The organism is Glycomyces sp. MUSA5-2, assembly GCF_037034145.1.
GTDB lineage: Bacteria > Actinomycetota > Actinomycetes > Mycobacteriales > Micromonosporaceae > Glycomyces > Glycomyces artemisiae.
The window spans coordinates 110,802-135,377 of sequence record NZ_JBAGKG010000002.1 but is presented as its reverse complement, the minus strand read 5'-3'; the positions used below and the strand labels follow the sequence as shown (position 1 = coordinate 135,377).

Here is a 24,576-nt window from a genome sequence, read left to right as displayed (position 1 = left end):
CACGACCCCGAAGGCAATCAGACACCGATTGCGTCGACACGCGACCCGGCCTGAACCCAACGACCCAGCAGGCCCAGCAGTAGCTCTCTTGCAGGCGTCCGCTTTTCAGGCGGACGCCGATTTTCCGCCTTCGTCCCCAATGAGCAGCATTTTCAACCCGTTGATGGAAGTCTAGAACAGATTGGGGCCACTATAGGGCCGCTGCACGCCTGAGGAACCGCAAGCAACCAGGAAGTGCATCCGGCTAGCACCGGCTGCGCCTGGCGCAGTCTGCCCTGTTTTGGGTCCCCACGGCCCGCGCAAGTCCTCAGTTTCATCGTTCTGACCTGCAACGGGGCGCCGCCTTACCGGCCAAACTGCAACTTGGGCAGGAAGGATCGGCATGCTTCCGGAGCATCCAGCCATGTTCTTACGTCGGAGGCGGTGATATGGCGTCCTCGGATCCGCAGATAGCGGAGGACCAGACTCGACAACTTCCCGGTCGCGCAGCTTATGCGCGACCGGGGAGCGAGGTTCTTACGGCTCGAGGTGGAGGACCGCAACAGCTAGCAGCCGCTTCTCACACTCCACATTCCCGGAAGAAAACACGTTGAACCTCGACTTCGCCGCGCTCGACACGGCCACTGCCTATCCCTCGATACCCACCTACCACGTCATCGGCGAACGCGGCATGCTCGGCGACGCAACGAACGTGACGTTCCAGCCCGGCGAGGACATCCTCCTCACCGAGAAAGTCGACGGTGCGAACTGCCGAATGATCATCCTCCCTGACAACGACTACGTCATCGGGAACCGGAAGCAACTGCTCTACGCCCGCGGTGACCGGCTCGCCAACCAGTCGGAGGATAACCTCGCGATGGTCGCCGCGCTGCGGCCCGCCGCAGAGCGCCTCGCCGAAGTGTGGCAGGGCGACACCGTTCTCGTGGTGTACGCCGAAGTGTTCGGGGCCGGAATCGGCCGCGCCTGGACGCAGTACACAGCCGACAAGACCAAGGCAGGAGCGCGATGGTTCGACGCCCGCACCATCCCCCCGACGGTGCTGACCTGGTCCCTCGATCGGATCGCGGGCTGGCGGGAACGCGGCCATGAGGGATTCGCTCCCGTGTCGACGGAGATCGCGGACAGCATCGGATTGAAGAAAGTCCCGCCGATCGCGACCTGCGACGGCGACGACATCCCGACCGGGCGTGACGAGACCGAGCAATGGATGGCCGATCTCATTCCCGCCTCGTGCGCTGGCATCGACGAGTCCGGAACCGGCGCCCCCGAAGGGCTGGTGGCGCGAACGAACGATCGTTCGAAAATCGTCAAATTCCGGTTCGCTGAGTACGCCAAGACCAGGCGGCAACTGGCGAACCGCCGATGAGTCGCTCGTAGGTTCTCATCTGTCGCGGTCGTTTCGCACGGGTCTGGCCGGTTGGCCAGACCGGTGCGAAGTGTTCAGCCCTAGCCGCAGCGTCCTGACTGGAGATGATCAGGCAGGGCGCGCACCGATCGCGGGTCGACGACCGTGGCACGGAGTCGCTGCTTGTGCGCCTGGAGGTACCAGCGGCCCTCCTCTTGGACGTAGAGTGGTGTAAGTGCGATGATCTCGTCGTTCCAGGAGACGACGTCCTGCTGGGCAAGGTCCGGGTCAGCTCGCGGAGTCACCGCGGGGGCGGTGCGAAGAAGCTCAAGATCGTCCTCAGTCCAGGGCGCGTCTTGGAAGAGCACCAAGGCCAGGTACCCAGATGTTCGGAGTCTCGACCGACGTCGGCGCCCTGCCTCCCGCAGCCGGGGGGCACTCAGGCCATCGGTCCAATGCTGTTCCCAGAGCCGATCTGTGGACATGACCCGACCTGGGCGTCGATCGTCCTTGCCCGTACCGACGAGGTACAGCGACTGTGGGTCGAACTGGTCACGGGAGATGCTCCCGAACAGTCGATCTCGCAATCTCATGGCGCCATTCTAGCTGGGAATGGTCGCTCCTGTGAAGATCCGGCTCGACCGAAGCGGTGACAAATCAACCATATCCGCTGGTCGCGGCGGATCCGATGGGCTCGGCGGCACATGTCACGCAGGGGGCGCTTCGTTGATCACCACAGGCGCGCCTACCCTTCGCAGCGCGGCCCGGTTCACGGCCGGTCGGCTCGCGCGCCCCAGTCCTGCATCGGAGACCAGCGCGCAGCCGGCGGTCCGACGGACGTGGCGCGGCGCGGCGCTTGATGGTCAGGACCACCGCGAACCGCCTGCGGCGGCCCGCGGTAGCCGATGTCGGCCAGGGCCTCCCCGCTCGCCAGCGTTATCGGTCAGGCCCGCACCTGGCCAGGCACGCAACCTCACGGTCGACAAGGGGCCTGCGGATGATCGGTGCTGAACCGTGGCTGGCGACCGTACCCAGCCCTCTTGCGCCTATGAGGGTGGCCACCTAGAAATCCAGGTTCCCGGCCATTTATCTGGTGTTTGTTGTCAGTGTGAGGGTTCACAGGACATCGTTGACTTGACTGCTTCACGAGATCGTTGACAGTTCCAGGTAATCGTTGACAGGTTCGTGACTTCCCGGAATCGCATGGTATGTCCTGGTTACCAGGTCGGTTTGGTCTTGAAGTGGATCGGCTTGTCGGGGTTCTCGCGGGTGAAGGCGCCGATCTCGATGTTGTTGTGGAGAACGCGGAACAGGTGGTCCTCGATCACGATCGTGACGTCGCGACTCGCGTAGGACGGTCCGACCTTGAGCCGCTGTCCGGCCATGCTGACCTCGCCTCCGGGCGAGACGCGCCGGACGGTCCTCGGGAGCGGTGCGGGTGGAGGCAAGGTCTCCGTCGTGGGGGCGTGTGCGCCGGACAGGCTCGCTTCTCGGTTGGAACCTCGGCGGGCATGCTGGCGACCAGTCCGGTGGCGGCGATGACGTAGAGCAGATCGCGGTCGAACCGGAGCGTGACCTCCTGGCCGACAAGCCAGAGCGGAAGCTTCAGCAGCTTTCCTCCGAGGCCGACCATGCCGTCGCGCGAGACGGTTCGCTCAACCTCGACGATGCCCGTGCCGCTTTCGTCGATCAACGCCTTCGGGGCCGGCTCGGGACCGGCAGGGTGTGCGCCGTGCTCGATGAGCTTGACCAGGTCGCTTGCGGCGTAACGCGATGGACGGGACCGAAGCAGGTGCCCGTCCCGGGTGATGTGGATGCTGCGATCGTCCGCCCAGACGGCGACCGGTGTTCCTGCGAGGGCCATCTGGAACTTCAGCTCCTGCTTGCCTCCTGGCAGCCGCAGCCTGCCGTTGGCGGCGACGACGTCGTCCCACTCGACGGCCCCGATGTCGCCCTCGTGCTCCGGGACGGCGCGTCGGGCGGTGCTCGCGGTAGTGTCCTCGTGCGTCGACGGCGCGGCGAACGCCTCACTGCTGGCGGGAGTTGGAGGTCGACCGGGGGCCGGACCGTCACCGTGATCATCGAGGAACACCTCTTCCGAGTCCTCGACGGCGATACCGAGATCTCCACCCACCCCAGAACCGCCGAAGCCGGGACAAGCTACCGCATCAACGGCCGCAGCCTCTGACTCCGAAGGCCGTCAAGCAAGTCCGGGGACCGTCAACGATCTCATGCGACTCCGTCAAGGATCTCTGGAGAACGTTTCGTCAAGCATGTCCCCAGACCTCACACTGCTGGCATTATCTGGCCGGGAACGGCAAGAACTAAAGGCCACCATCATGCCGTTTCGTGAAGGCGATGCGCGATCATCCCGTGCATGACCACCGTGCTGATCAACTGCAGCACCAGCAGGTACCCGAAGAAGATGCCGACGGCGGCCATGGCCGCGACGGCGTACGGCACCATCGCAAGATACGGGATGAAGTGCCAGCTGCTCGAACGGGTCACGGACCGCATCGTGGTGAGCAGCGCGGACGGCAACACCACGAACCCCACGCCCAGAACAACCCCTCTAGCGGCGACGTGCGCCATGAGCTCCAGCCCGTCGATATCAGGCCCACCGGTCGCCAGGAGCGGAAGGAGCAGTGACGGCACCGCGATGATGCCGGTGTTCAGGGCGGACCAGAGCAGGAACGACTTCCAGAACTGCTTCACTGCGCAACCTCTCGGGGGGATCGGTGTACCGGTGCTGTCTGCGTCGCGGCGGCCGGAACCTCGGCACTGGCCATGGCCCTGTGGCCGATCGCTTCAGTCGACTTTCGTGTAGAAGTCGTCCTCGTCAGGGCCGACGTCGATGAACCAGGGGTAGAGCTGGAGCTGCTCGCCTTCGCCAGTGAAGAACAGGTCGTCGATCCACCCCTCGACGACCTCATCGGGGTCCTCGAGCGCGATCCAGCGCCCCTCAGCCGCCGTCGCCGAGCATCCGGTGTCGACGGCCGCGTCGTCGTCCCAGTCGTGGAAGCCTCGATGGTCCGAGCACAGCCGCCAGGCGCCTTCCACGACCCCGGTCGGCACCTCGTGCCCGAACCCGGGGCCGAACGTGTCGCCGACTGCAACGAACGTGCGGTCGTCGAAGAATTCGATGGTGCGACCGCTCGGATCCTGCCAGGTGCCGAGCACGGTGTCGATGTGCACCGGCTCGGCGGGGGCTTCCTCATGGGGTGCTGGGCCGCCCCATCCGCCGCAGGCGAGCACAGTCGCGGCCACGGTGGCGAGAGCGGCGAAATAAGTGTGGCGCGGTGCGGGGCGGGGCGTGGGCATGTGCGTCCCAACCAATCAGAGATTTTTGAACATGTTCATTTCCTGTCAGCGTACGCTTGCGACTAGGTGCCGCGGTCCGTTATAGACCCGCATGCCGCGGCCGCGATGGGCCCTCACCGCCCGCGCTGTACACCGGTGATCGGCTCGCCACGCCGCCAAGGACCACGCTCGCGCCCGCAGCGAAGCCTGGAGGACACCGCTGGCCCGCCTCCTCGAGGACGACACCTGGGACACCCCGGCCACATGAGGGGAACCCCTCTTTCCGGTGATTTCGCGTGCACCACGACGGGGCCGGGCCCGGACCTGTCGGCAGGCCGAGGGCGAGGCGGGCCGCTTCCATGTGCCTCACCTGGCCGTTCGCTGGGCCGCGGGCAGAACACGGCCCCTCGTCGCTCGCGCGAGCCGCTCCGATGGTTTGCGACAATCGCCGAGGACGGGGACCGCCGATCTTTGAGGAGGCCGTCATGGCGCACCGGCACGAGCAGGCGCCGAGCCCGGTGGAGGCAGAGCTGCTGCAGCGCTTCGAGCGCTCGGAGGTGCCCTTCTGGGAGCTGTGCGGGAAGCTGATCCGGGCGCGGGCCGCCGAATGCGATGAGTGCCAGGGCCGGTACTTGACGCTCGCGTCCCGCGATGCGCAAGCGAGCGCCGCGGTGTTCTACCTCTGCTGGGTGGTCCTGGTCCACCAGGTCAACCAGCAGGCTGCTGAGAAAGTCATGGCTGCCACCGCGATCCCCGGCGACCCGTTCCCCGCATGGCTGGAGATGAGCTTGCACCGCTGGTATCCGGAGGTCACCCTGACCTCCGAGCGCATCCAGGACACGGCCAACCTCCTGGACGACTACGACCTGACGACCCGCGGCGCGCACCTGGCCCGCTCAGTCCTCCTGGCCGACGAAGCCCTGAAACTCACACCACCCCAGTAGGGACGCCCCAGGAACGCCACGACTCCGGCCCTACCCCGGCCCCGTCTCCCGATCAACGCGAGGGCATCTCCGGCAGCGGGTCCGGCAGTGCCCACTCCATGCCGGGGGGCATCTCCTGGCAGGCGCCGCAGGGGACGACATCGTCGGGGTCGGAATCGAGACCGACGCGTTCGGCGAGGTCTGGCCCGGGGAGATCCGACTCCTCGACCGGTTCGATCATGGCCCATTCGAGCCATCCGGTCCCGCCGCAGACGAGGCAGTCCTCGGAGCCGGGCTGGGGCACGGGCAGGCCGATCAGGGCTTCCAGGTCGGCATGGGAGGGCATCGGGGTGGGATTGTCGTCCATGCTGGTGTAACGAACGCCCGTCAGCGAGGATGCGGCCACATGGGGCGCGGCGATCCCGCTCCGGCGGTGAACATCGGCTCTTGCATTGTCGCCGCCCCGGCTTCAGCGCCCGCAGTCGGCAGAATCCGAGCGGAACACTCCCCGCGCCGCACCGGTGATCGGCTCGCCGGGCGGCTGCTGGCCGTCGGGGACCCACGTGCGGTAGATCCCCCTCGTGTCAGGATCCCGGGTGACCTCCTGGGCGGCCGCCAGCGCCGCCAGGTCGAGCGGATACGCGTCGAACTCGGTTGCTGCGTACTGGTCGGCGGTGACTACGACCCACAGCCGGAGCTCGCGGACTTGGACGCTGCGCGAGGTGAACGGCCCGGTCGGGAGGGCGTGCAGGTGCAGTATCGGCTCGGCGGCCCACTCCATGAAGGTGGACAGGTGCGGGCGTCGGCAGTTCCCCGTAGTTCTCACGCCCGATATTTTCGCACAGGTGTTCCCCAGGGCTTGCATGAAGATTGCGGCTTTGCTCAGGCCCTCTGTGTAGAGGACGGTGTCCTTGTCATGAGGTCTGGTCGAGCTGGGGCGGACTCGAACATGTCGATGCGATCTCACCGGGTCGCTTTGGAACGTTGCCGGTGCAGGGCCGCGGGGGGAGCAGAGCACCGCCAGCGACGTCGAACACGACGCCCGCTGGCACGATGCATGCAGAACGCAGCATCACGCCATCCCTCGGAGGGTTGCGTCCGGAACGGCTGGGGCCGTATGCGTCGCGTCCTCCCCGTACCCTGGGAGGCACCCGAAACCTGAACCGAACGAGCACCCCCTATGACTCGAACGACGACTGACGCGACCGAACCGGCCCGAGACGAGGAGCCAGCGGACCCGGCTGACCTCGCCGAACTGTGGGCCGCGTTCATCCGGTGGCTCCTGTACGGCATCGTCCTTGCGGTCCTTCCCGTAGCCGTGAACTGGATGAGCCTGCAGACCCGCGGCATGGAAGCCTCGCCAACGGCCGTTCTCGGCAGCGGCGAACTGCTCCTGGTCGCCACCGTCCTCGGTGCGACCGCGACCGGGGACCTCATGGGCGCGCGCACCCGCCGCTTCCTTGTCTTCCGCACCTCCCTCACCGGATGCACCGTGATCCTGATGATCTTCGCGTCCCTGTGGTACGCGGACATCGCCGCGACCATCCGCGCTGGCGACCGGTTCGAACGCGATTTCACTGCCGCGGGGTCCTTCGCGGTGTTCGTGATCATGGTCGTCATCTGCGCCTGCTGCTTCGTGGTGACACGGTTGGAGGACAAGCGGTGACGCTCGGATGGGTCACGATCAGCGTCGGTGTCCTCCTGGCAGTATGCGCGGTCTGGCTTACGCGCTCAGCGGTGCTCCAGCGGACCGTGCGCGAACCGCGGCTGCGTTTGCCGAGCCTGCCGCGATGGCTCACCGAAGCACCCCCACGGCGGCCCCGCCGGTCGCGCGTGCCTGCGGGGCCGCGGGATTGGGAGTTCTGGGGTTCTCCGTCCGGCATCCTTGCGGCCGTCGTCGCAGTCTTGACGCTGTCAGGAATAGCCTTGTGGGCCTCGGAACCGGGGAAGGCTCCCTCTGGTGACCAGGAGACGACGTGGGGTCCGGACTGGTCAACTCCGGAGGTGACGACGAGCGATGCGGAAACGGACCTCAGCGGTGCGCCGACCGATCCGTCGAGCGGGGATACCGACAGCCCCACGGGTACCGAGAACGACACACCATCCGCAGAACCCGACGGCGTCACCGTCCCGGACGTGCGCACGCTCCAACTCGACGCGGCCGAGGCCGAACTCAACCAAGCAGGCTTCTACAACGTGACCTTCTGGTCGGTCGACTACATGGACTACTACGGCCAGGGCAGGGACACTTGTGAGATCGTCGAGCAGGAACCGATTGACATGGTCGCCGACACCAGTGCCGAGATCAGCCTCGGCGTCTACGGCAATGGCACCGGCGCCGACGACCGCGGCGTCTGCTGAAGCCCGTCAACGGGAAAGGAACCCGAACCAGCACACTCGCTCCTCTCCGGTCAACCACCGGACGAGGGCGCTAAGCCGCCCCAGCTTCTGCATCAAGGACATCTAGAGAAAACAAGACTTCACCCACACAACATCAGGCACAGAAGTCTCGTCAACTACATCGAATACAGCAAGAAGTAGGCTCAGGGGAACACCCGTACAATGAATCCACGGGCTACGGCCAGTCCGCGGCGGACACCTGACGTGTCGCGGCCCGGCCGTTCCCGACCCGCGTCGGCCCGGCTCCCCCCTCCAGGTCGGTGGGTCATTCGGCGGCGATACCTGCCTGCGTCCCTTGGGCTTTCAGCGCCATCACGTGCTCGTACGTGTCGGGTAGGTACTCCCCGAGGATCCAGTCTGTGTACGACTGGTCGGTGAACGGGTAGACCGGGTCCTTGTCCATGGTGGCGGCCGGGTCGTTGGAGTAGTCGGCGAACACATACATCACCAGATCAGCGCGGCGGGCGATGGCCGAGAGCACGTAGCCGGTGCTGGACCGGCCGCCGTGGTAGTAGGTCTCGTCCCATTCCCCTGCCGCCTCCTGCGGGAACGCTCCGTCGACCACGCCGGTGTACTCGGTGCCGCCAGTGTCGAGGGCCCAGGTGAGTTGCTCGACGCGGACCTGGAAGTTCTCGGTCGCCTCCGCATCGGAATCCCATGGCGTGACACCGACATCGATGTTCGCATTGCCCGAGAAGGTCTTGTCGCCGGTCACCTCGCTGCGGTGCTCATACGCGGGCAGTTGCGCGAGGTAGGCGGTGCAGTTGTACGCCTCGCCGTCCATGCCGCCGGGGATGTCCGTCGACAGGAGTCCGTTCGTCCCCCACGCCGTGATGCCCATGTGCTCCTCCACGGCAGCCAAATCGTCAAGCACAGTGCACCCGTCCCACTCGGCCATGATGCTGTAGGACCCGATATCCGCATCGCTCCCGTCGGGGTTCATCGTCCCGCCTTCCCCGGGGACTGGTGCCCGCGAGGAACAGCCCACGACCAGCAGCGCGCTGGAGGCGACTGCGGCCGCGAGCGCGCGCCAGCTCGGCCGTCTACTGGTAGACATCGCTCAACGCCTCTCTGATGCGCCCGTGGGCTTCTATTGGGCGGCCGGTGACCTCGGCTCCGGCGAGGGCTCGGCCGGCGCGGGTGCGGATGCCGCCGATCACCCTGCCCGCTTCGATGAACGGTGCGAGCGCTGCGCTGAGCGCGGTGGCGTTGGCGTCGGCGAGGTCGATCTCGTAGACGTGCGGGCCCCAGCCGAATACCACCGGCTGCGCTGCGGGTTCGCCGGTGAGGTCGTCGGTGCGGACGATCTCGGTGTGGGTGGTCATCGGGCTTCCTTTCGTTGGTCGGCTGCCGGATGCAGCCAGGTGACATGGCCGTCCACGATCGTGAACGGAGGCTTCGAGGCAGCGCTATGGACGCTGGGTGCGGTGACCGGGTGCTGGGACAGGACGGCGGCCACGACCTCGTGCACGGGCAGTGGCGTGCCCGCGGCGTCGAGTTCGTTCCCGATGAGGTCTTTGATGCCGCGGGCCGGTTTGATGTCCCATGCGGCGAGGGCCCAGGTATGCGCTGCGCAGCGGATCAGGCGCGGATCGGTGATGAGCGCCTGGTAGACCGACATGCGGCTCGACCCGGCGCCGACGTGCTGGTAGACCTCTTCGAAGTCCCGGGGCGTGCCCGCGAGGACGAGGTGGTGCGCGGCGCGGTCGGCGATCGTCGTGGACGGTGCGAGCACGTACTCCGACCGGACCGTGAAGCCGCCGCAGTAGGCCAGCCACCGCTGGGCCTCGGCTGGAGTCAGGGAGCGGGGCAGGTCGTCTTCGACCACCCATTGCGGGGCGGCGCCGTGCTCGTCCAGGAGTGCGGTGACGGCGATGGCGCACTGGGCGGCGGCGCGTGCGACGGGTTGGGGCGCGATCCACTCGTCTTCGGTCCACCAGCGCCGCATCGCGCAGGCGAGGACCCGCCACAGCGGCACCCCCTCGGCCTCGGCGCGGAGCTGCGGGACGCGGTCGAGGACCCGTTGCAGGGGCACGACATCGGTGATGATCTGCGCGGCTGCAGCGTACAGCTCGTGCAGCGCTGGCGTCTGGCAGGCGCTGGCGAGGTGCTTGCGGGCTCTGGCCTCGAGGTTGTGCAGTTGCTGGCGCTGCATGCCGTGCTGGCGGGCGAGGCGGGCCAGCGGCGGCGGGTCGGGGTGGAGGCCGTGGCGCAGGAGGATGTCCCGCTCGGGCTCGGGGAGCGCGGCGATGGCGGCGCTGATGTGGTCGGCGGTGGTGCCCGCCGCGGCGGGCGGCATGGTGGTGGTCATCGCTTATCGCCTTCCTTGGTCGTGGCGGTGCCGGGCGAGCTTGGTGGCACGGTGGTGGTGGGCGCGGGACTCGATCTCGTCGGCTTTCGCGTCATCGCCGAGGTGACGGTGGTGCGCCGCCAACTGCGCCCATCCCTCGGTGGCGTCGGGGTCGATGGCGATGGCGCGTTCGAGTGCGGCGGTGCACCGTTCGTGCTCGCCCGTATCGGTGTAGAGCGCGGCGAGGTCGAGCGCGGCCCGGTGGAGGGTCTGCTGCCAGTGCCGTCGCATCTCGATGAGGTCCCAGACTTCGTCGAGGTCGGCGGCGAGCGGACCGGCGTAGTGGCGCAGGGCGGCCTGCAGGTGTGCGGTGCGCTCGGCGGGGTCGTCGGTGCCCGATGCCTGGGCGAGGTGCTCGGTGACGGTGTCGAGGTCGGTGTGGAACCAGGAGCGGTCGAGGTGGTAGGTGTTCGTCATCCGGTCGTAGGTGATGAACTGCTCCTTGGTGCCGGTGCGGGTCTGCAAGGCGGCGCGGGCGGCACTGATGGTGGAGGTCCGGCGGGTCGCGGCCTGTGAAATGGAAGCGTCGGGAGTGATGGCTTCGGAGAGTTCGTCGGCGGTCATGGCGCCGTCGTGGAGGGCGAGCACGGCCAGGGTGTCGATGCAGGCGCTGCGGGTGAAGCGCACTTCTGCGCCGTCCCAGGTGAGCCGGGGCCGCCCGAACAGCGTCAGCTCGAACGTCCCGTGCGGCGCATCGGCATCGGCATCGTCGGCGGGGTCGGCGGCGGAGTCGTGGGGGGCGGGCTGCTCGGCGGTTTCCGGCGGGGCCGCTTCCGGAGTGCTGTCCTCGTTCGCTTCGGCGGTGGTGTCGGCTGCTGCTGTGGTAGCGAGGTCGGCGATGAGGTCGTTGCAGGTGTCGGCGTCGAGCAGGTAGCACTGGCCGAGGTGGGCGACGGGACCGGCGTTGAGGCGTCCGCCGGTGGGCGTGCCGTCGGCGGCCACGTCGAGCCAGGCGTGCTCCCACGGGCCGAGGACGATCGCATAGGTGGCGTCCTCGTCCAGCAGCCCCGCGCGCAGTTCGGTGGCGGTGGCGTGGTCGGTGACGATGATGGTGGCGCGCTGGGCGAGCGTGTCGGTTGCGGTGTCGTATGCGATGCGGGACTGGGTCATGCGCACCGCGACGGCGAGGTCGGCGGGGTCTTGGACGACGCGCAGTTCGAGTGGCAGGGCGGTGTCGTGGGTGTGGAGTCCGAGGCTGGTCGCGGTGTCGGCGTCGGTGACGACGGTGGCGCCGGAGGCGAGTGCGCTCCAGACGGCCGCGAGGGCGACGCCGGGCGCGCCGGCCCCGGTCAGGCCGAGGCCGCCGTGGGCGTGGTCCAGGACGGTGATCTCACTGGTCTCGGTGGTGCCGGTGGACAAGGCGGGTTCGGGTGCGCGGTTGTGCTCGGCCTCCTGGTGCTGCTGCAGGAGTCCTTCGAGGTCGACCAGGCGGCCGGTGAACGGCTCCTCGCTCTCAGGTTCGGCACCGGCTGGTGTGACGACGGTGTCGGGTGCGGCCGGTTCGGGCTCTGGTTTCGCCCGGCTCCGGCGGTGGTGGCGGACGAGCAGTGCTGCGGCCGTGCTGAGGGCGATGAATGATCCGACGCCGATCCAGGCGCCGCGGTCGAACGCGGGTGCGGCTGCGGGTTCGTCGGCGGTGGCCGTCGGCTGCGAGGGCTCGGATTCGGCATCGGTGTCCGGTGCGGCGCCGGGCGGTTCGGCCATGTCGTCGTCGGGGGCGCTGGCCTCGTCCGGCGGGTCTTCCTCGGGCTGGGGTTCGAGCTCCGGCTCCGGCTCCGGTTCCGTTTCCGGCTCGGGATCGGGCTCTGGCTCGGGGTCGGGTGCGGTGCCGGGGATGGTGATGGCGGTGCCGTCGACGATGTGGTCCTCGTCGGTGAGGATCGATCCGTCGGATTGGGTGATGCCCTTGTTGGCGTTGAAGATCCGCTTGTACTCGGTGCCGGTGCCGTAGTGGTCCTCGGCCATGCCCCACAGCGTCGCCCGGTCCGGGTCGTGGCGATCGACGGTCACGACCGCATCAGCCACGGGTTCGGGTTCGGGGTCGGCTTCTGCTGCATCAGCAGGGGCGGGTTCGCCGGGGACAGGGCAGGTCTCGGTGGCGGCAGGTGCCTCGGCGCTGGCGGTCCAGGCCGGCGCGGTGGCCGCGACCGAGCCGAGGAGGGTGGCGGTCAAGATACGCAGGGGGGTGATCGCGGGGCGCTCGGTGGCGCGGCCGGTGGCGACGAGGACGGCGTCGCGGCCGATAGCGACGGCGATGGCCGCCCATGCGGCCCAGCCGAGGACCGCGATGAGGTAGGGGATCGCGGTCTGGGGCCAGGGCCAGTGGGTGAGGGCGTTGCGCACCCGCATCCAGTCCGGGTCCCACGTCCAGGGGGCCCCGGTGGTGTTGATGAGGATCAGCGGGAGGCCGATCAGGAGCGCGGCGACGATCAGCCCGGCGCCGACGGCTCGCGCGGTGCTGGCGCGGTGCTGGGCATCGAGTGTGGTGTCCATCAGGTGCCTCCCAGGTCTCCGGGTTCGGTGACGCCGGTGCGGGGCGCGGCGGCCGCGGCGACGGTGACGTCGACGGACTCGCGCCCGGTGAGCGCGAGCAGGCTGAGGGGCTGGTCGATGGTGACGGTGGCGGTCACGGAGTCCACCGTGGCGGCGACGGTGCCGGTGTGGCCGGTCGCGGCGATCCACGCGGCGGCCGCGGTCTCGGCGGCGGCCGGGTCGAGGCGCACGATGCCGGTGGTGCGCAGGTAGTCGAGGTCGATCTCGTCGGCCCCGGCCCGCGCGGCTTGGGTGGCGGTGTCGCGGGCTTCTTCGCGGTAGACGTTGTTGTTGCCGCCGTCGGCAGTGATCCCCCAGAACATGACGGCGATCGGAATCAGCAGGACGATGGGCAGAGCCATCCCGCGCCGCACCGTGCCGGGCGGGCGCTCCTGGGAGCGCAGTGCGCGGGTCATGGGCCGGTCACCCGCCACTGGTCGACGGGGGAGGCGGCAACTTTGGTGTAGCGGCGCGGTGTCCCGAGGATGGGGTCGAAGCCGCAGGTGACGGTGACGGTGACCATGCCGCCGGGCGCGAAGTCGCCGACGTCGACCACCACCTCCGGGTCGACGCATTCGCGGTCGTCCAACCCCTGCGCGGCAACGGCTTCGGCCTCGGCATGCGCGGCGGCGGCGTCGGTGGCGATGCTGGCGGCGCGGGCGGCCGACCGCGCGATGTTGTACGCGTCGGACTTCGCCGAGTTCGCCGCGATCGAGTCGACGACGGCCAGGATCAGGACGACGATGAGCGGGAGCCACCCGGCGACGAATTCGAGGGACACCGCGCCCCGGTCGAGCCGGTGCCGGTGGTGCAGCGGCGGCATGCGGTTCATCGGCCCGCTCCTTCGGGGACGAACCGCTCGACCGGCCCGGCGAGGGTGACCTCGATCGGCAGCGGGACGGGGTAGGCGTCGCCGGTGACGGTCACGGTGACCGTCTCCTCGCCCCGGTCGACGGTGACCTCCGCGTTCTGAAGCGTCTGGCCAGCACGCACGTCGACGACCTCACTGCCGATCGCAATGCCGTCGCCTGCGGTCGCGTACTCCATTTGGGCGTCGTAGAGCGCGGCTTCGGCGGCGGCGCGCGCCGAGTCCTTGGCCAGGCCCCACATCACCACAGTGAAGAACGCCATGAGGGTGAGCAGCCCCAGCCCCCAGGCGTTGACGCCCTCCAAGGCGACCGCGCCGCGGTCGAGCGTGGGCCGTTGCAGCTGGAGTTGCAAGGTCATCGCTTGCGCCTTAGAACGGCAGATAGCCGGTGACGGCGTCCACCAGCGACTCGACTTTGTCTCGCAGCAGGTAGACCGCCGCGACGAGCAGCGCGCCGACGCCGGTGACACCGGCGTACTCCATCGCCGAGGCGCCGCGGTCGCCGCTGTCGATGAGGGCCCGCAGGCGCTCGCGCGGCCCGGTGGCAGGGCTGTCGGACATCGGCGGCAGGAGCCCTTGTCTCCTATGGTGATCGGTGTTCATGACGGCCTCGCTTTCGTTCGTGTTCGGTGTCAGATGGTGTTCTGGACGGCGACGATGGAGGGGACGATGAGGCGCAGCACGATGGCGGCGACGATGAGCACGATGGGGACGGTCATCTGCTCGGTGGCGGCGGCCTTCGCCGCCTCGACGTCGGCCAGGTCGCTCGCGCGCGCGGACTCGACGCGGCGGGTCAGGGTCTCGCGCACCTGGGCGCCTTCGGTCGCCGAGAGCCCGATGACGCCGCCGAGGTCGAACAGGGCCGGGACCCTGATGCGCGACCCGAAGGCGCGCAGCGCCTCCCAGACCGGTTGGCCGGACAGGTGGGCGCGGTTCAGGACCGCGCGGAGCGCGGCGAACTCGCGGCCCTCCCCGGCCGCGGTCGCGGCCTCCAGGGCGCCTTCGACACCGGCGCCTCCGGCGAGGTCGACGGTGACGACGTCCGCGATCGTGCCGGTCACGTACCGGAAGTCCGCGCGGGCGGCCTCGGCCTTGCGGTGCAGGCGCATCGCGGCGAGTCTCGGGACCGCCAGCGCGCACCCGCCTGCGGCCAGCAGCACCAGGGGCCAGGCGGTGGATCCTCGCGCGGCCAGCAGCAGGGCTAGGCCCAGACCGGCGGCGACCAGCCATGTTTGCGTCCGGGTTCGGCGCTGGTGCACCGCGGCGGGGTCGAGGCCGAGGCAGGCGATGTCGCCGGCTTCCTGCTCGCTGCCCGAGCGCCCAGCCCTGGGCGCACTCGCCCCAGCGGTGTCTGCGCGGTAGGCGCTGACGGCTCCGGCGAGGGTGGGGCGGGTGGGCCACAGGGCGCTGGCGATCATCGCCAGCCCGGTCCCGGTGCCTGCGCCGAGGAGAAGTACTGCGGTGTTCATGGCCGGTCCTCCTGTGCGATGAGCCGGGGCGGGCGCTCCCAGGCCGCGAGGCGGACCATCATGAGGATGGCGGCCGCCAGCAGCCCGTCGCATATGAACAGGAACGCCTGCCCCCACTGCGTGTCGAGCGCATCGCGCATGATCGGGTTGAGCAGCGGCAGGACCAGCGCGAAGCACAGGGCGGCGACGGTCAACTGGCGCAGTGTGGTGCGGTTCCCGGCGCGGGCGGCCGAGACGCGCTGCTGCATGCGGGCCCGGTCGCGGGCCGCGGCGGCGAGCCGGGCGAGGACGTCGCCGAGGTTCCCGCCGCGGCGCCAGGCCCGCTGGAGGGTGTAGACGACGATGTCGCCGGTCGCATCGTCGATGCGGTCGCGGAAGTCGCTCAGTGCCAGGTCGAGCCGCTGGCCGCTGCGGACGGCTGCGGCCAGGTCGGCGGTTTCGGTTTCGAGCCCGGCGGGCGGGAAGGCCGCGGCCGCGCTGATGGCTTGTTCGAGTCCGGCCGATCCGGTCAGGGCCGAGCGGATCGACTCGGTCCAGGAGGCGACGGCGGTGGCGCGGTCGGCGGCGGCCTTGAGCTGCTTCGCGTCGCCGAAGACGACGGGCGCGAAGTACGCCAGGGCCGCGGCGCCGATCACGTCGGCGATCCACCCGCCGGTCACGATCCAGACGAGCACGGCAGCAGCGAGCGCCCACAGCAGGCGCTTGACGTTGGCGCGCAGCCACATGCGCGCGCGCAGGCCCCAGTACGCGGCCGGGTCGAGCGGGTCGGGTTCGGTGCGCGGCCACAGTGCGCTGACGGCCAGGAACAGGCCGAGTCCGGCCAGGGCGCCGATGGCGAGTGCGGCGGTGCTCATCGCAGCCCCCGTTCGCGGACGCCCTGCCAGCCCGCCTGGGCCAGGCGTCGGGCGAGGTCGTGGCTGGGCCACAGCGCCCACTGGGCGCGGCGGTCCGGTCCGGGCTCCCACAGCTCGTTGCTGGTGGGCGTCTCATTGCTGGAGCCGGTGATCTCGCGGATGGCCGCGACGTAGCCGACGCCGTCCGCGTTCATCTCCAGGACCACGATCACGTTGACGGCCAGGCCGATCAGGCGTGCGGCCGCGGCGGACGTGAGCGGGGTCTGGGCTTTGAGGCACTGGAGGGTGAGCATGTTGATCGCTCCGAGCGAGGACTCGGCGTGGATGGTCGACAGCGACCCCCGGTCGCCTTTGCTCATCGCCTCCAGCATCGTCACCGCTTCTTCGCCGCGGACCTCGCCGACGAGGATTCGGTCGGGGCTCTTGCGGAGCGCGCACTTGAGCAGCGCGTCCATCGACACCGCCCCGGCGCCTTCGCCGTTGGCCTCGCGGGCCTGGAAGGCAGTAACGATCCCATGGTGTGCGGTGTCCTCGTCCAGGCCCAGTTCGTAGACGTCCTCGATGGTGATCAGGTGCTCGTCGAAGCGCATGACATCGGCCAGGGCCCGCACCAGCGTGGTCTTGCCCGCGCCGGTCGGCCCGGCCACCACGCAGTTGCACTTGGAGCGCACGACCGCGGTCAGGAACTCCCGGACCTCCTCGGTGATCATCCCCGAGGCGACGAGGTCGTTCAGGCTCTTGAAGTCCTTGCGGCGCTTGCGGATCGACAGCGAGGGCCGCTTGCACACCCACGCGGCGGCGTTCAGGCGCGAGCCGTCTTCGAGCTGGAGATCCAGGATCGGCGCGGAGGGGTCGAACCGGCGTTCCTGCTCCGTGGCGTGCGCGGCGTCGGCGGCGAGCTGGACGACAAGGGCGACCAGGTCGGTGTCGGAGTCGGCGAAGGGCGCGACGCGCTCCTTCGTGCCGTCGGTGCGCAGCACCCACACCACGTCCCAGCCCTCGCACCACACGTCCCGCACCGTCGCATCCGCCAGGAGCGCCTGGAGCCTGCCGGGCCCCTGAAGCCGCCGGACCAGGTCGGCGGCCAGGTCGCTCGCCTCGTCATCGCCGAGCATGTCGGCCCCGGCCTGGAGCCGCTCGGCCTGGAAGGACCGCACGATCTGCGCCGCGGTCTCCTGGAGCAGGTCGCGGCGGCCCGCAGGATCAGCGGGCGCCTCCTGCACCTGCGCGAGGGCGGCGCGGGCGCGGCTGGCCAGGTCGAGCACGACCTCGCTGCGCGTCCCGTTCAACACGGTCATGATGTCTCACTCCCCCATTCCGATGCGGCCCCGATGGCCGCCATCGGCACCCGGGCGCACTCCCGCGCCCGCTGCGCCACGTTCTTCCATGCCCGCGCGCTCCCCCGCCGGGCCCGTCCCGGCCCGGCCTCCGGGGGCAGGTCCCCCAGGACCGGGAGGTGCAGATCCTCAGCGACCACAAGGGACCGGAACGCCTCGGCGTCGTAGCGGCCCGCCGCGACCAGGCACGCGACGCGGACACCGGCGCGGTGCAGGGCCGGGACGGCGCCGAGCGCGTTCATCGACTGCGCGACGGTGCCCGGGACGACCAGGACGAGGAGGTCGGAGCGGGCCAGCAGCGGCCATGCGGGCGAGGCGGGCCAGGCGCGCCCGCAGTCGGCCACCACCCACATCCCCGAGGGGTGCAGGGCCTTGGAGTCGGGGCGGGTCAGGCGGCGGATCGTCGGGGCGGCCTGCACGCCTTCGACCGGCGCGCACACCACCGGCACGTCCCGGCCGCCGCAGCGGGCGGTCTGCACGCCCTCCGCGAGCGCCCCGGTCCCGTCGAGGTCGTCGTGGCCGTCGGCGACGGCGACCTCCACCAGACCCGGCCGCGCGTCCAGACCGCAGCGCACCGCCAGACTCCCCCCGGACGGGTCGGCCTCCACCACCACGCGATCGGGCTCGGGCCACCAGGCCCCGAGCGCGAGCGCGGTCGCAGTGACGCCCGGGGCCCCGGACAGCGAAGCGACAGTCACGGTCGGCATGTCACTCACCCGCCTCGACGACCGGGCCGACGCTGATGAGCACCGGGTCGGCCAGACGCGCCCGCGCCAGCCCCCCGGTGTCGACCGCATCGAACTCGATGCCGACCTCGGCCCCGCCGTCGACGAGCTCCACGTGCCGCACGACCGCGGCCAGCTGCCACGGGTCGGGCACGCCTTCGAGCAGCGCGACGACCACGACGCTCGCCCCCGCCGCCAGGCCGGCCGGGAAGGCGCCGTCGGCCAGCGCGAGCGTCGCCTCGGCGCGGCCCGGGCCGGGCACGGCGGCGGCCCCGATCATTGACGGGGTGAGGACCGTGCCCGCGGCGACCGGCAGCGCCGCGGTCCGCCCGACCAGCGAGCCCATGTCCGCGGCATCGACGACCACGAGATCCCCGGGGTCGATCGCGGTCTGGGCGAGGTCGGCCTCGGTGATGGTCTGGCCCGCTTGCAGCGCGGTCGCGGTGATCAGGACGGTCTGGCGGTCGTCGGCCCCGGCGGTGTACTGGTAGGCCGCAGCAATGCAGAGCACCACCAGGGCCACGCCGATGAGCGCGCGCGGCCAGCGCCGCCCCCGCCACCAGCTCCTGCCAGATCGTTTCCGACCGGCGTCGGTTTCGTTAGGACCGGCGACAGCCGGTCGCTCCCGTGTCAGCGTCATCGCATCCCCCGTGATGATCCGCGTCAATGTGTCGGTGCTGCAGTCAGTCGGCCTCGCCGACCGCTTGCGATTGCGCCACCGGCCACGACGTCGCGGCGGCGGTGGTCATGTCCGGCTCGGTCCCCGACTCCCCGCCCCCGGACCACGTGATGTTCCAGGTCACGGTGACGTCCACCGGGTATTCGCCGCCGGGCGCTCCGGCAGAGGTGCTGGTGTAGGTGTGGCCGCAGTCAGGCGAGGCATCTTCGGCTTCGGCGGACTCGGTCCACTCGGTGCCAGCGGAATAGCAGGTTTCCGTGGCCCCGTCGCCCATCTCCCAGGTAGCCAGGACCGGGACCGCGACTGCGGTGACGGTCGTCCCCGGCACCGAGGCCGTCGCGGTCTGCTCCTGCCAGGAGTCGTCTTCAAGCCACAGCCACACCGGCAGGTTCACCAGTTGCGCACCCGGCGGCGAGGCATCGATTCGCGGGGCCGGGAGCGCCAATGCATCGACGGCCTGCTGCGCGAGAACCGCAGGATCGACGACCACATTGCCGTCCTCGTCGACCTCCACCCACTCCGAATCGATCGACCCGGTCCCATCGGGGTACTTGCAGGAGGTGTGCATGAGCTTGTGGTCCTCAGAAGGACGCGGGCCCGCCCGATAGTCCGAGTCCAGATCGAACGTCGCATCGATCCACGACTCGCACACTTCCTGGTCCGGCACACCGGGATCGGACACCGACGGCGGCTCCTCACCGTCGCCATACGCCCCGTCGTCCCCCTCACCCGGAGGCACCCCCGCGGTGCCTCCAGGATCGGCGTCACTTCCAGCCGAGACCTCGCATTCGTACTTGTTGCGGTCGCATTCGACGTCGGTCCACTCAGCGCTGGCTGTTCCGGCGCTGAGAATGGTCGCAGTCATCCCGAGCCCGGTGGCGACCGCGAACCAGGCTCGGCGGCGAGTAAGCATGTCCCGATCCCTTGCTTGACCAGTTCGGTGACGAGCCAGCGCCCTTCGATGCGTTCGACGAGGGCACTGACCTTGCTCGTCCCGTACTCCTCTCCAGAAACCGGCTCGCCCGAATCGGCGTCGAGCACCAGCCAGCCGGTGGAGTCGATGCAATCGGCGATGACGACCTCGGTCGGTTCGTCGTCCGGATACAGGTCAGTGACCACGGCGTCGTGACTGGGCGAGCCGGAACCGATCTGGCCTCGGTCGACGCCGCCTTGCACGAGCGACTGGCCCCATTCCAAGGCCTGACCCGCGGCGGCGTCGAGTAGCTGAGGGTATTCGGGGTCGGGGATCGCGGTCGCCTCGGCAACGGTGCGCCAGTACCGCTCGTACGCGGCGACAGCGGCATCCGCCGGATCAAGGATCTCTTCGGGTACCGGGTAGCTCCTGGTCGCGTCGTCGGTGGAATCCGGGGCCGATTCCTGCTCGGGGGATTCGGACGAACATGCCGAGAGGGTGAGCAGCACCCCGCTCGCCGCCGCGATCAGCGCTCGAACACTTGTACCTAGCACGTAACCGTGAGTAACATTCTTCGTCTCGACCATTCACCTAGTGTCGCGGCCCACATCTGCCAGTGCCTCCCCTACAACCGGAGACTTGGGGGCAAAATCCGAAATATTCAGGGCCTGGGTTCAGCGACCCGCAGCCGAAGGACATCCGATGCCCACCGACGAACAGACACCGCCCACACGGGCGATCCACCGCCCTCGAGCGTCAAAAGGAGCGCGCAGGACCTTCCGAGTGCTGGCATACCTGGAGGAACAACAGCACAACGGCGTCACCATTGGACGAGCCTCAAGCGAACTCGGCGTGCACACCGAAACCCTCAGGCCCTACCTCGAAGCGCTCATCCTCGAAGGGAAAGTCCACTTCGACGAAAGCGACCACCGGTACTACCTCGATCCTGACGCCGTACCGATTCGCCCGACAGCAGCCGATCCAGACCGGATTATGGCCGCCCTGGCCGAGTACGCCGCCGAGACCCGCCACGACATCGCCCTCGCCGTCCTCGCCGAGGATGGCCTCCGGCTGCCGTTCTACGTCGAGCCCCACGAAGGGCCCGAACCCGCGCTGCTATCGGGACTGCGCCGGGATTCTGCGCACGCGACCGCGGCTGGCCATGCGTTGCTCTCCAACAGACCGAACTGGTACTTGTACCGATACTTTGACCGGATCGGCATGCCCGCACTGACCGACCGCAGCCCGACCACCATCGAAGACCTGAAACCGCACCTGGAATCGGGGCCGCGCGGCATCTGGAGCGCACGAGGCCAATACTGCGAGGTCGGGGCCTGCATCGCCGTCATCGCCCACGAATCCCACTACACCCACACCAGGTTCGCACTCACCACATCGGTCCTCGACCGGGACTACCACGTGCGGAAACACGCACTCCGTGGGCGCTTGCTCCAGACCGCAGGCGAGCTCCAGACCGTCCTCGGCCCACTGGAGCTCTAGACCGCTGCGCTACTTGGGCATCGGGCTCGATCTCGCAGCTCCGGTCATCTTTCAGCCAGCCACATGCTGCAACCGAGCTGCAGGAGAGCTTCAGCCTATCCTTGGTCCACTTGATTTCTTAGAACTCGTTTCGAGTTGCTGGCCGATCGGACTGGTTGTGTGCGGTGAGGTCTGGGTTTCGTCGTTGAACCTGGCATGGTGAAGCCCTGGGAAGTCGATGAGTCGTTGTGGGCCAGGATCGTCGCTCTGCTGCCTGATCACCGTCCAGGACGGCGCGGGCCGGCTCCTATGGATGATCGGAAGTGCCTGCAGGGCATCCTGTTCGTGCTCTATACCGGTATCGCATGGCGGCATCTGCCGCCCGAGCTCGGCTTCGGCTCCGGCGTGACCTGCTGGCGACGTTTCCGGCGTTGGACCGAAGCCGGCGTCTGGGACGAGCTGCATCGGCTGCTGCTGTCCGAGTTGCATCGTGCTGGGGCGATCGACTGGTCCGCGGTCTGCCTTGATGGCAGTCATGTCCGGGCCAAAAGGGGGGTATCGGGACCGGGCCGTCGCCGGTCGACCGGGGGCGTCCCGGCTCGAAGCATCACATCGCATGCGACAGCACTGGCATTCCTTTGGCCGTCATCACCACCGTGGGGAACGTGCCCGACTTAAGCCGCCCCGGACCTGGTCGAGGCAATCCCTCCGGTCGCCGGGCGCGTCGGACACCCACGCCGCCGCCCGGACACCATCCTGACCGATGGCGGATACGACTCCCAGGGGTTCCGAGAGTGGCTGCGCTCCAAAAGGATCACATCGGTCATCCCAAAACGAGGCCGGAAGCGGATCATCGGGCTGGGCCGAATCCGGTGGGTTGTCGAGCAGTCAATCTCGCATCTCCACCAGTTCAAACGTCTCGCTATCCGATGGGAGCGCCGTTTGGACCTATATCAGGGCTTCACCAAGCTTGCCGGTGCGCTGATCTGCTGGAGACGCCTCGCCCAGATCGGTTGAGGCCAGATTCGCGCGAAGCGTCTCCAGACACGTTGAGGCTGCAGGCCGGTGGCTACTGGTTGCTGGTCAGTAGACGGCGGGTTCGACGGTGAGGGTTCCCGCAGCCGTGTCGAGGGTGGCCTGGGTTCCCAGCGGCATCGTCGGATAGCGCCCGTGCCCGATCGGCAGGCCTCCGAGGACGGGGACGCCAAGGCGGGTCAGATGGTCGCGCAGGACATCGGTGATCTCCCAGCCTCCCTGGGTCGGGTCGCTGGCGATGTCCTCGAAGCCGAGGAATTGGCCGAGCGCGACGCCGTGCAGGCCGTCGAGCGATCCCGATCGTGCCAGTTGGGTGAGCGCCCGGTCGACCTCTCCCAGGCCGGTGCCCTTCTGGTGTTCGAGGAAGAGGATCGCCCCTTCCAGGCTCGGCAGACCCGCGCCGGCCTCGGTGCGGACCGCATCGAGATTGCCGCCGATCAGGGTCCCGGTCGCGGTGCCCTCGACCGTGACGGCCGCGGTTGCCTCGTCGGTGTCCTGGTGGAGGACGATCGGCTCGGTGGTCATCAGCGCGCGGCGCAGCGCCTCGGCCCAGACCGCCCCTTCTTCGCTGGGGTTGGGGTACGGACCGTGCAGGCCGGCCAGTCGGCATTGCTTCCACAACGCGAGATGGAGGTGGGTGATATCGCTGAACCCGATCACCGGTTTCGGATCGTGCCTGGCCGCCTCGAAGTCGAGATCGGCGATGATCCGGTAGGTCCCCTTGCCGCCCATGGCGGCGAAGACGGCGCGTACGCCGGGATCACGGAGGGCGGCGTTGATGTCGCCGACGCGGTCCGCGTCGCGTCCGGCCATGTAGCCCCACTGGTCGAAGATGTGCTCGCCGACCTCGACCTGGAGACCCCAGGAGGTGAGCACCTCGACCCCACGGGCGACGTGATCACGGTCGGGGGTGCAGGCCGGAGCGACGATGCGCACACGATCGCCCCTGCTCAGTCGTGGTGATCGGAGGGTCTGGAGTGTTTCAGAGGAATCCACCGCCAGATTCTTCCACCGCATGGGGTATCAGACGCCCTTGCCCCGTCGGGTCATGTCACCACCCGAACTGGTGAAAGCCCCGCAACTAGAAACGAGTTCTTAGTCATCGTTGGAAGGTTCGCGCCCATATCGAGCACGCCTTGGAGAAATTGAAGGTTCGGACGGCATTCAAGTACCAAGAGGCGCGCGCCTCATGATCGAGGGCGCGCGCCAACCAATCTGGGGGGATGCTAGCGCTGGTCTGCCCCCGAGGCAGCGAGCAGTGCGAGGAAGTCTGACCGGGATGCTTCGAGGACCGGGGACATAATGTCGGGATCAGGTCTGTAGTGAGGCGCTTCGGGTCAAATTCGCCGAGATTCACGCCTTCCACGAATGCGCGCCACTCGGCGGGGGTGTAAACAAGGATGTCTCCCTCCGGTGCGTCGGCGAGACGCAAGGCGGTCGTTCCCTTTGCTGCGTAGCCAACTTCAATCGCCCCAGTAGTTCCATCGCTGTGGAGGGTGCGATGCCAAGCAGGGCTGGTGTGGTTCAGCCGTTCTGAGAAGTTGTCCCATACCGAGTTGGTCACGGCGTGAGCGAGGAGTGCCTCGAAACTGGCGACGCTCACAGCGAGGATTGGTGACAAGCCGCCGAGCTTCGAGTCTCGAATCTCGAACCCTGAGCCAGCGGCGCGCACTTCGACGCAGTTCGAGTTGCCGTTGCCAGTGCTCCTGCTCGACTTGTGCCATGCGGAGCGGTCAGGCTGACGGGTAGTCATTGCTTCACGTCCTTCATCAGGGTCTTGATGCGCCTTGCCGTGGCGGCTTCGTCAAGTGCTTCCTCGGACCAGAGCACATCGTAGGTCGCTACATACGAGTTTAGATCGGGTGCTTCGAGGAACTTCTCGCCCGCCGCAGTCTCGAACACGAGGGCATCGGGAAGCCGTTCAGGGAGCTTGAAGTGCGTATTTTCAGTGTTGACCCCGGCCGCGATGTGGCGCCAGCACTCCTGGGGAAGCAAGCGCAGCTCCACGTGCGGGCGATCGATCACCTCAAGCAGGTGCTCGTACTGCCCGATCACAGTCTTCGACCCGCCAACTTTCTGGTAAAGGACCGGCTCATGGACCAGGAAACGGAACTGCTTCCCGCGAGACTCGTCAAGGACCCGATGTCGCATCTGCCGGGCCTCGATCATTCGATCCCTCTTCAGCTTGTCTTGGGCCTCGGGACCGTGCTCGATCAGAGCAGTCGTGTGCTCCAGCGTTTGAAGTAGCCCAGGCATCACCGTCAACGAGAACACGTTCAGGGTTCTGGCGTTCTCCTCCAACCAGAGATAATCGGTGAAGTTGCCGTTGATGTACGGCCGGTAGTTGTCCCACCAGCCCCTCATAGT

30 protein-coding genes and 1 pseudogene are annotated in these 24,576 nt (G+C 68.6%); 7 read left to right on the top strand and 24 right to left on the bottom strand.

Annotation, left to right across the window (positions count from 1 at the left end; genetic code table 11):
- Positions 1-589 precede the first annotated feature (589 nt).
- Positions 590-1,366 carry an RNA ligase family protein gene (locus tag WA640_RS06365; RefSeq protein ID WP_335986723.1) on the top strand — a complete coding sequence of 259 codons (777 nt, stop codon included), beginning with the start codon at positions 590-592 and terminating at the stop codon, positions 1,364-1,366.
- 80 nt (positions 1,367-1,446) lie between these two features.
- Here WA640_RS06365 and WA640_RS06360 read toward each other — a convergent pair whose 3' ends face one another.
- Positions 1,447-1,650 carry a hypothetical protein gene (locus WA640_RS06360; protein WP_335986722.1) on the bottom strand — a complete coding sequence of 68 codons (204 nt, stop codon included), beginning with the start codon at positions 1,648-1,650 and terminating at the stop codon, positions 1,447-1,449.
- A 912-nt stretch (positions 1,651-2,562) separates the two neighbouring features.
- Positions 2,563-2,730, bottom strand: coding sequence for a hypothetical protein (locus tag WA640_RS06355; RefSeq protein ID WP_335986721.1), 168 nt, complete (start codon positions 2,728-2,730; stop codon positions 2,563-2,565).
- Positions 2,731-2,813: 83 nt separating this feature from the next.
- Here WA640_RS06355 and WA640_RS06350 point away from each other — a divergent pair, with 83 nt between their 5' ends.
- Positions 2,814-3,533: a hypothetical protein gene (locus WA640_RS06350; protein WP_335986720.1), complete on the top strand. Its 720-nt coding sequence runs from the start codon at positions 2,814-2,816 to the stop codon at positions 3,531-3,533.
- Positions 3,534-3,682: 149 nt separating this feature from the next.
- On the opposite strand, the gene WA640_RS06345 is transcribed toward WA640_RS06350, so the two are convergent.
- A complete protein-coding gene (locus WA640_RS06345; protein WP_335986719.1) occupies positions 3,683-4,060 on the bottom strand; it encodes a hypothetical protein in 378 nt (125 codons plus the stop codon).
- A gap of 93 nt (positions 4,061-4,153) precedes the next feature.
- Positions 4,154-4,666: a hypothetical protein gene (locus WA640_RS06340; protein WP_335986718.1), complete on the bottom strand. Its 513-nt coding sequence runs from the start codon at positions 4,664-4,666 to the stop codon at positions 4,154-4,156.
- A 464-nt stretch (positions 4,667-5,130) separates the two neighbouring features.
- Here WA640_RS06340 and WA640_RS06335 point away from each other — a divergent pair, with 464 nt between their 5' ends.
- Positions 5,131-5,589: a hypothetical protein gene (locus WA640_RS06335; RefSeq protein WP_335986717.1), complete on the top strand. Its 459-nt coding sequence runs from the start codon at positions 5,131-5,133 to the stop codon at positions 5,587-5,589.
- 52 nt (positions 5,590-5,641) lie between these two features.
- Here WA640_RS06335 and WA640_RS06330 read toward each other — a convergent pair whose 3' ends face one another.
- Together WA640_RS06330 and WA640_RS06325 are read right to left on the bottom strand one after the other, a co-directional pair.
- Entirely contained in the window at positions 5,642-5,935 is a 294-nt protein-coding gene (locus WA640_RS06330; protein ID WP_335986716.1) for a hypothetical protein, read from the bottom strand.
- Positions 5,936-6,037: 102 nt separating this feature from the next.
- Entirely contained in the window at positions 6,038-6,394 is a 357-nt protein-coding gene (locus WA640_RS06325) for a hypothetical protein (RefSeq protein ID WP_335986715.1), read from the bottom strand.
- Positions 6,395-6,748: 354 nt separating this feature from the next.
- Between WA640_RS06325 and WA640_RS06320 the strand changes: the two genes are divergently transcribed.
- The gene (locus WA640_RS06320) at positions 6,749-7,234 is read left to right on the top strand and encodes a hypothetical protein (RefSeq protein ID WP_335986714.1); all 486 of its coding nucleotides are present in this window, start codon (positions 6,749-6,751) and stop codon (positions 7,232-7,234) included.
- Positions 7,235-7,572: 338 nt separating this feature from the next.
- Positions 7,573-7,929, top strand: a complete 357-nt coding sequence (locus WA640_RS06315; RefSeq protein WP_335986713.1) for a PASTA domain-containing protein — start codon at positions 7,573-7,575, stop codon at positions 7,927-7,929.
- 304 nt (positions 7,930-8,233) lie between these two features.
- Here the strand turns inward: WA640_RS06315 and WA640_RS06310 are convergent, their stop codons facing one another.
- From WA640_RS06310 to WA640_RS06240, 15 genes are all read right to left on the bottom strand, one after another.
- Positions 8,234-9,025, bottom strand: coding sequence for a hypothetical protein (locus WA640_RS06310; protein ID WP_335986712.1), 792 nt, complete (start codon positions 9,023-9,025; stop codon positions 8,234-8,236).
- Positions 9,012-9,293, bottom strand: coding sequence for an Lsr2 dimerization domain-containing protein (locus WA640_RS06305; RefSeq protein ID WP_335986711.1), 282 nt, complete (start codon positions 9,291-9,293; stop codon positions 9,012-9,014). Before WA640_RS06305 ends, WA640_RS06310 begins: the two co-directional genes overlap by 14 nt.
- Complete coding sequence (locus WA640_RS06300; RefSeq protein WP_335986709.1) at positions 9,290-10,279, bottom strand: hypothetical protein; 990 nt, start codon at positions 10,277-10,279, stop codon at positions 9,290-9,292. The genes WA640_RS06305 and WA640_RS06300 overlap by 4 nt, the downstream gene beginning before the upstream one ends.
- A gap of 3 nt (positions 10,280-10,282) precedes the next feature.
- Positions 10,283-12,811, bottom strand: a complete 2,529-nt coding sequence (locus tag WA640_RS06295; RefSeq protein WP_335986708.1) for a BTAD domain-containing putative transcriptional regulator — start codon at positions 12,809-12,811, stop codon at positions 10,283-10,285.
- Positions 12,811-13,266: a hypothetical protein gene (locus tag WA640_RS06290; RefSeq protein WP_335986707.1), complete on the bottom strand. Its 456-nt coding sequence runs from the start codon at positions 13,264-13,266 to the stop codon at positions 12,811-12,813. Before WA640_RS06290 ends, WA640_RS06295 begins: the two co-directional genes overlap by 1 nt.
- The gene (locus WA640_RS06285; RefSeq protein ID WP_335986706.1) at positions 13,263-13,682 is read right to left on the bottom strand and encodes a hypothetical protein; all 420 of its coding nucleotides are present in this window, start codon (positions 13,680-13,682) and stop codon (positions 13,263-13,265) included. Before WA640_RS06285 ends, WA640_RS06290 begins: the two co-directional genes overlap by 4 nt.
- Positions 13,679-14,077, bottom strand: coding sequence for a hypothetical protein (locus WA640_RS06280; RefSeq protein ID WP_335986705.1), 399 nt, complete (start codon positions 14,075-14,077; stop codon positions 13,679-13,681). Before WA640_RS06280 ends, WA640_RS06285 begins: the two co-directional genes overlap by 4 nt.
- 10 nt (positions 14,078-14,087) lie before the next feature.
- Complete coding sequence (locus WA640_RS06275) at positions 14,088-14,279, bottom strand: hypothetical protein (protein ID WP_335986704.1); 192 nt, start codon at positions 14,277-14,279, stop codon at positions 14,088-14,090.
- A gap of 71 nt (positions 14,280-14,350) precedes the next feature.
- On the bottom strand, positions 14,351-15,187 hold the full coding sequence (locus tag WA640_RS06270) for a hypothetical protein (protein WP_335986703.1): 837 nt from the start codon (positions 15,185-15,187) through the stop codon (positions 14,351-14,353).
- Positions 15,184-16,041, bottom strand: a complete 858-nt coding sequence (locus tag WA640_RS06265; protein WP_335986702.1) for a type II secretion system F family protein — start codon at positions 16,039-16,041, stop codon at positions 15,184-15,186. Before WA640_RS06265 ends, WA640_RS06270 begins: the two co-directional genes overlap by 4 nt.
- Positions 16,038-17,339, bottom strand: coding sequence for a CpaF family protein (locus tag WA640_RS06260; protein WP_335986700.1), 1,302 nt, complete (start codon positions 17,337-17,339; stop codon positions 16,038-16,040). Before WA640_RS06260 ends, WA640_RS06265 begins: the two co-directional genes overlap by 4 nt.
- Entirely contained in the window at positions 17,336-18,085 is a 750-nt protein-coding gene (locus WA640_RS06255; RefSeq protein ID WP_335986699.1) for a hypothetical protein, read from the bottom strand. The genes WA640_RS06260 and WA640_RS06255 overlap by 4 nt, the downstream gene beginning before the upstream one ends.
- Position 18,086: 1 nt before the next feature.
- Entirely contained in the window at positions 18,087-18,626 is a 540-nt protein-coding gene (locus WA640_RS06250; protein ID WP_335986698.1) for an SAF domain-containing protein, read from the bottom strand.
- A gap of 160 nt (positions 18,627-18,786) precedes the next feature.
- Positions 18,787-19,464 carry a hypothetical protein gene (locus WA640_RS06245; protein ID WP_335986696.1) on the bottom strand — a complete coding sequence of 226 codons (678 nt, stop codon included), beginning with the start codon at positions 19,462-19,464 and terminating at the stop codon, positions 18,787-18,789.
- A gap of 179 nt (positions 19,465-19,643) precedes the next feature.
- Positions 19,644-20,282, bottom strand: coding sequence for a hypothetical protein (locus WA640_RS06240; RefSeq protein ID WP_335986695.1), 639 nt, complete (start codon positions 20,280-20,282; stop codon positions 19,644-19,646).
- 196 nt (positions 20,283-20,478) lie between these two features.
- Here WA640_RS06240 and WA640_RS06235 point away from each other — a divergent pair, with 196 nt between their 5' ends.
- Entirely contained in the window at positions 20,479-21,195 is a 717-nt protein-coding gene (locus WA640_RS06235) for an IclR family transcriptional regulator domain-containing protein (RefSeq protein WP_335986692.1), read from the top strand.
- Positions 21,196-21,390: 195 nt separating this feature from the next.
- A pseudogene (locus WA640_RS06230) lies at positions 21,391-22,191 on the top strand (IS5 family transposase).
- A gap of 66 nt (positions 22,192-22,257) precedes the next feature.
- Here WA640_RS06230 and WA640_RS06225 read toward each other — a convergent pair.
- The 3 genes from WA640_RS06225 to WA640_RS06215 form a co-directional block, all read right to left on the bottom strand.
- Positions 22,258-23,145 (bottom strand): S66 peptidase family protein, encoded by an 888-nt coding sequence (locus WA640_RS06225; RefSeq protein ID WP_335986690.1) that lies wholly within the window; start codon positions 23,143-23,145, stop codon positions 22,258-22,260.
- Positions 23,146-23,308: 163 nt separating this feature from the next.
- Positions 23,309-23,962, bottom strand: coding sequence for a DUF397 domain-containing protein (locus tag WA640_RS06220; protein ID WP_335986688.1), 654 nt, complete (start codon positions 23,960-23,962; stop codon positions 23,309-23,311).
- Complete coding sequence (locus WA640_RS06215) at positions 23,959-24,573, bottom strand: DUF5753 domain-containing protein (RefSeq protein WP_335986687.1); 615 nt, start codon at positions 24,571-24,573, stop codon at positions 23,959-23,961. The genes WA640_RS06220 and WA640_RS06215 overlap by 4 nt, the downstream gene beginning before the upstream one ends.
- Positions 24,574-24,576: the final 3 nt, after the last annotated feature.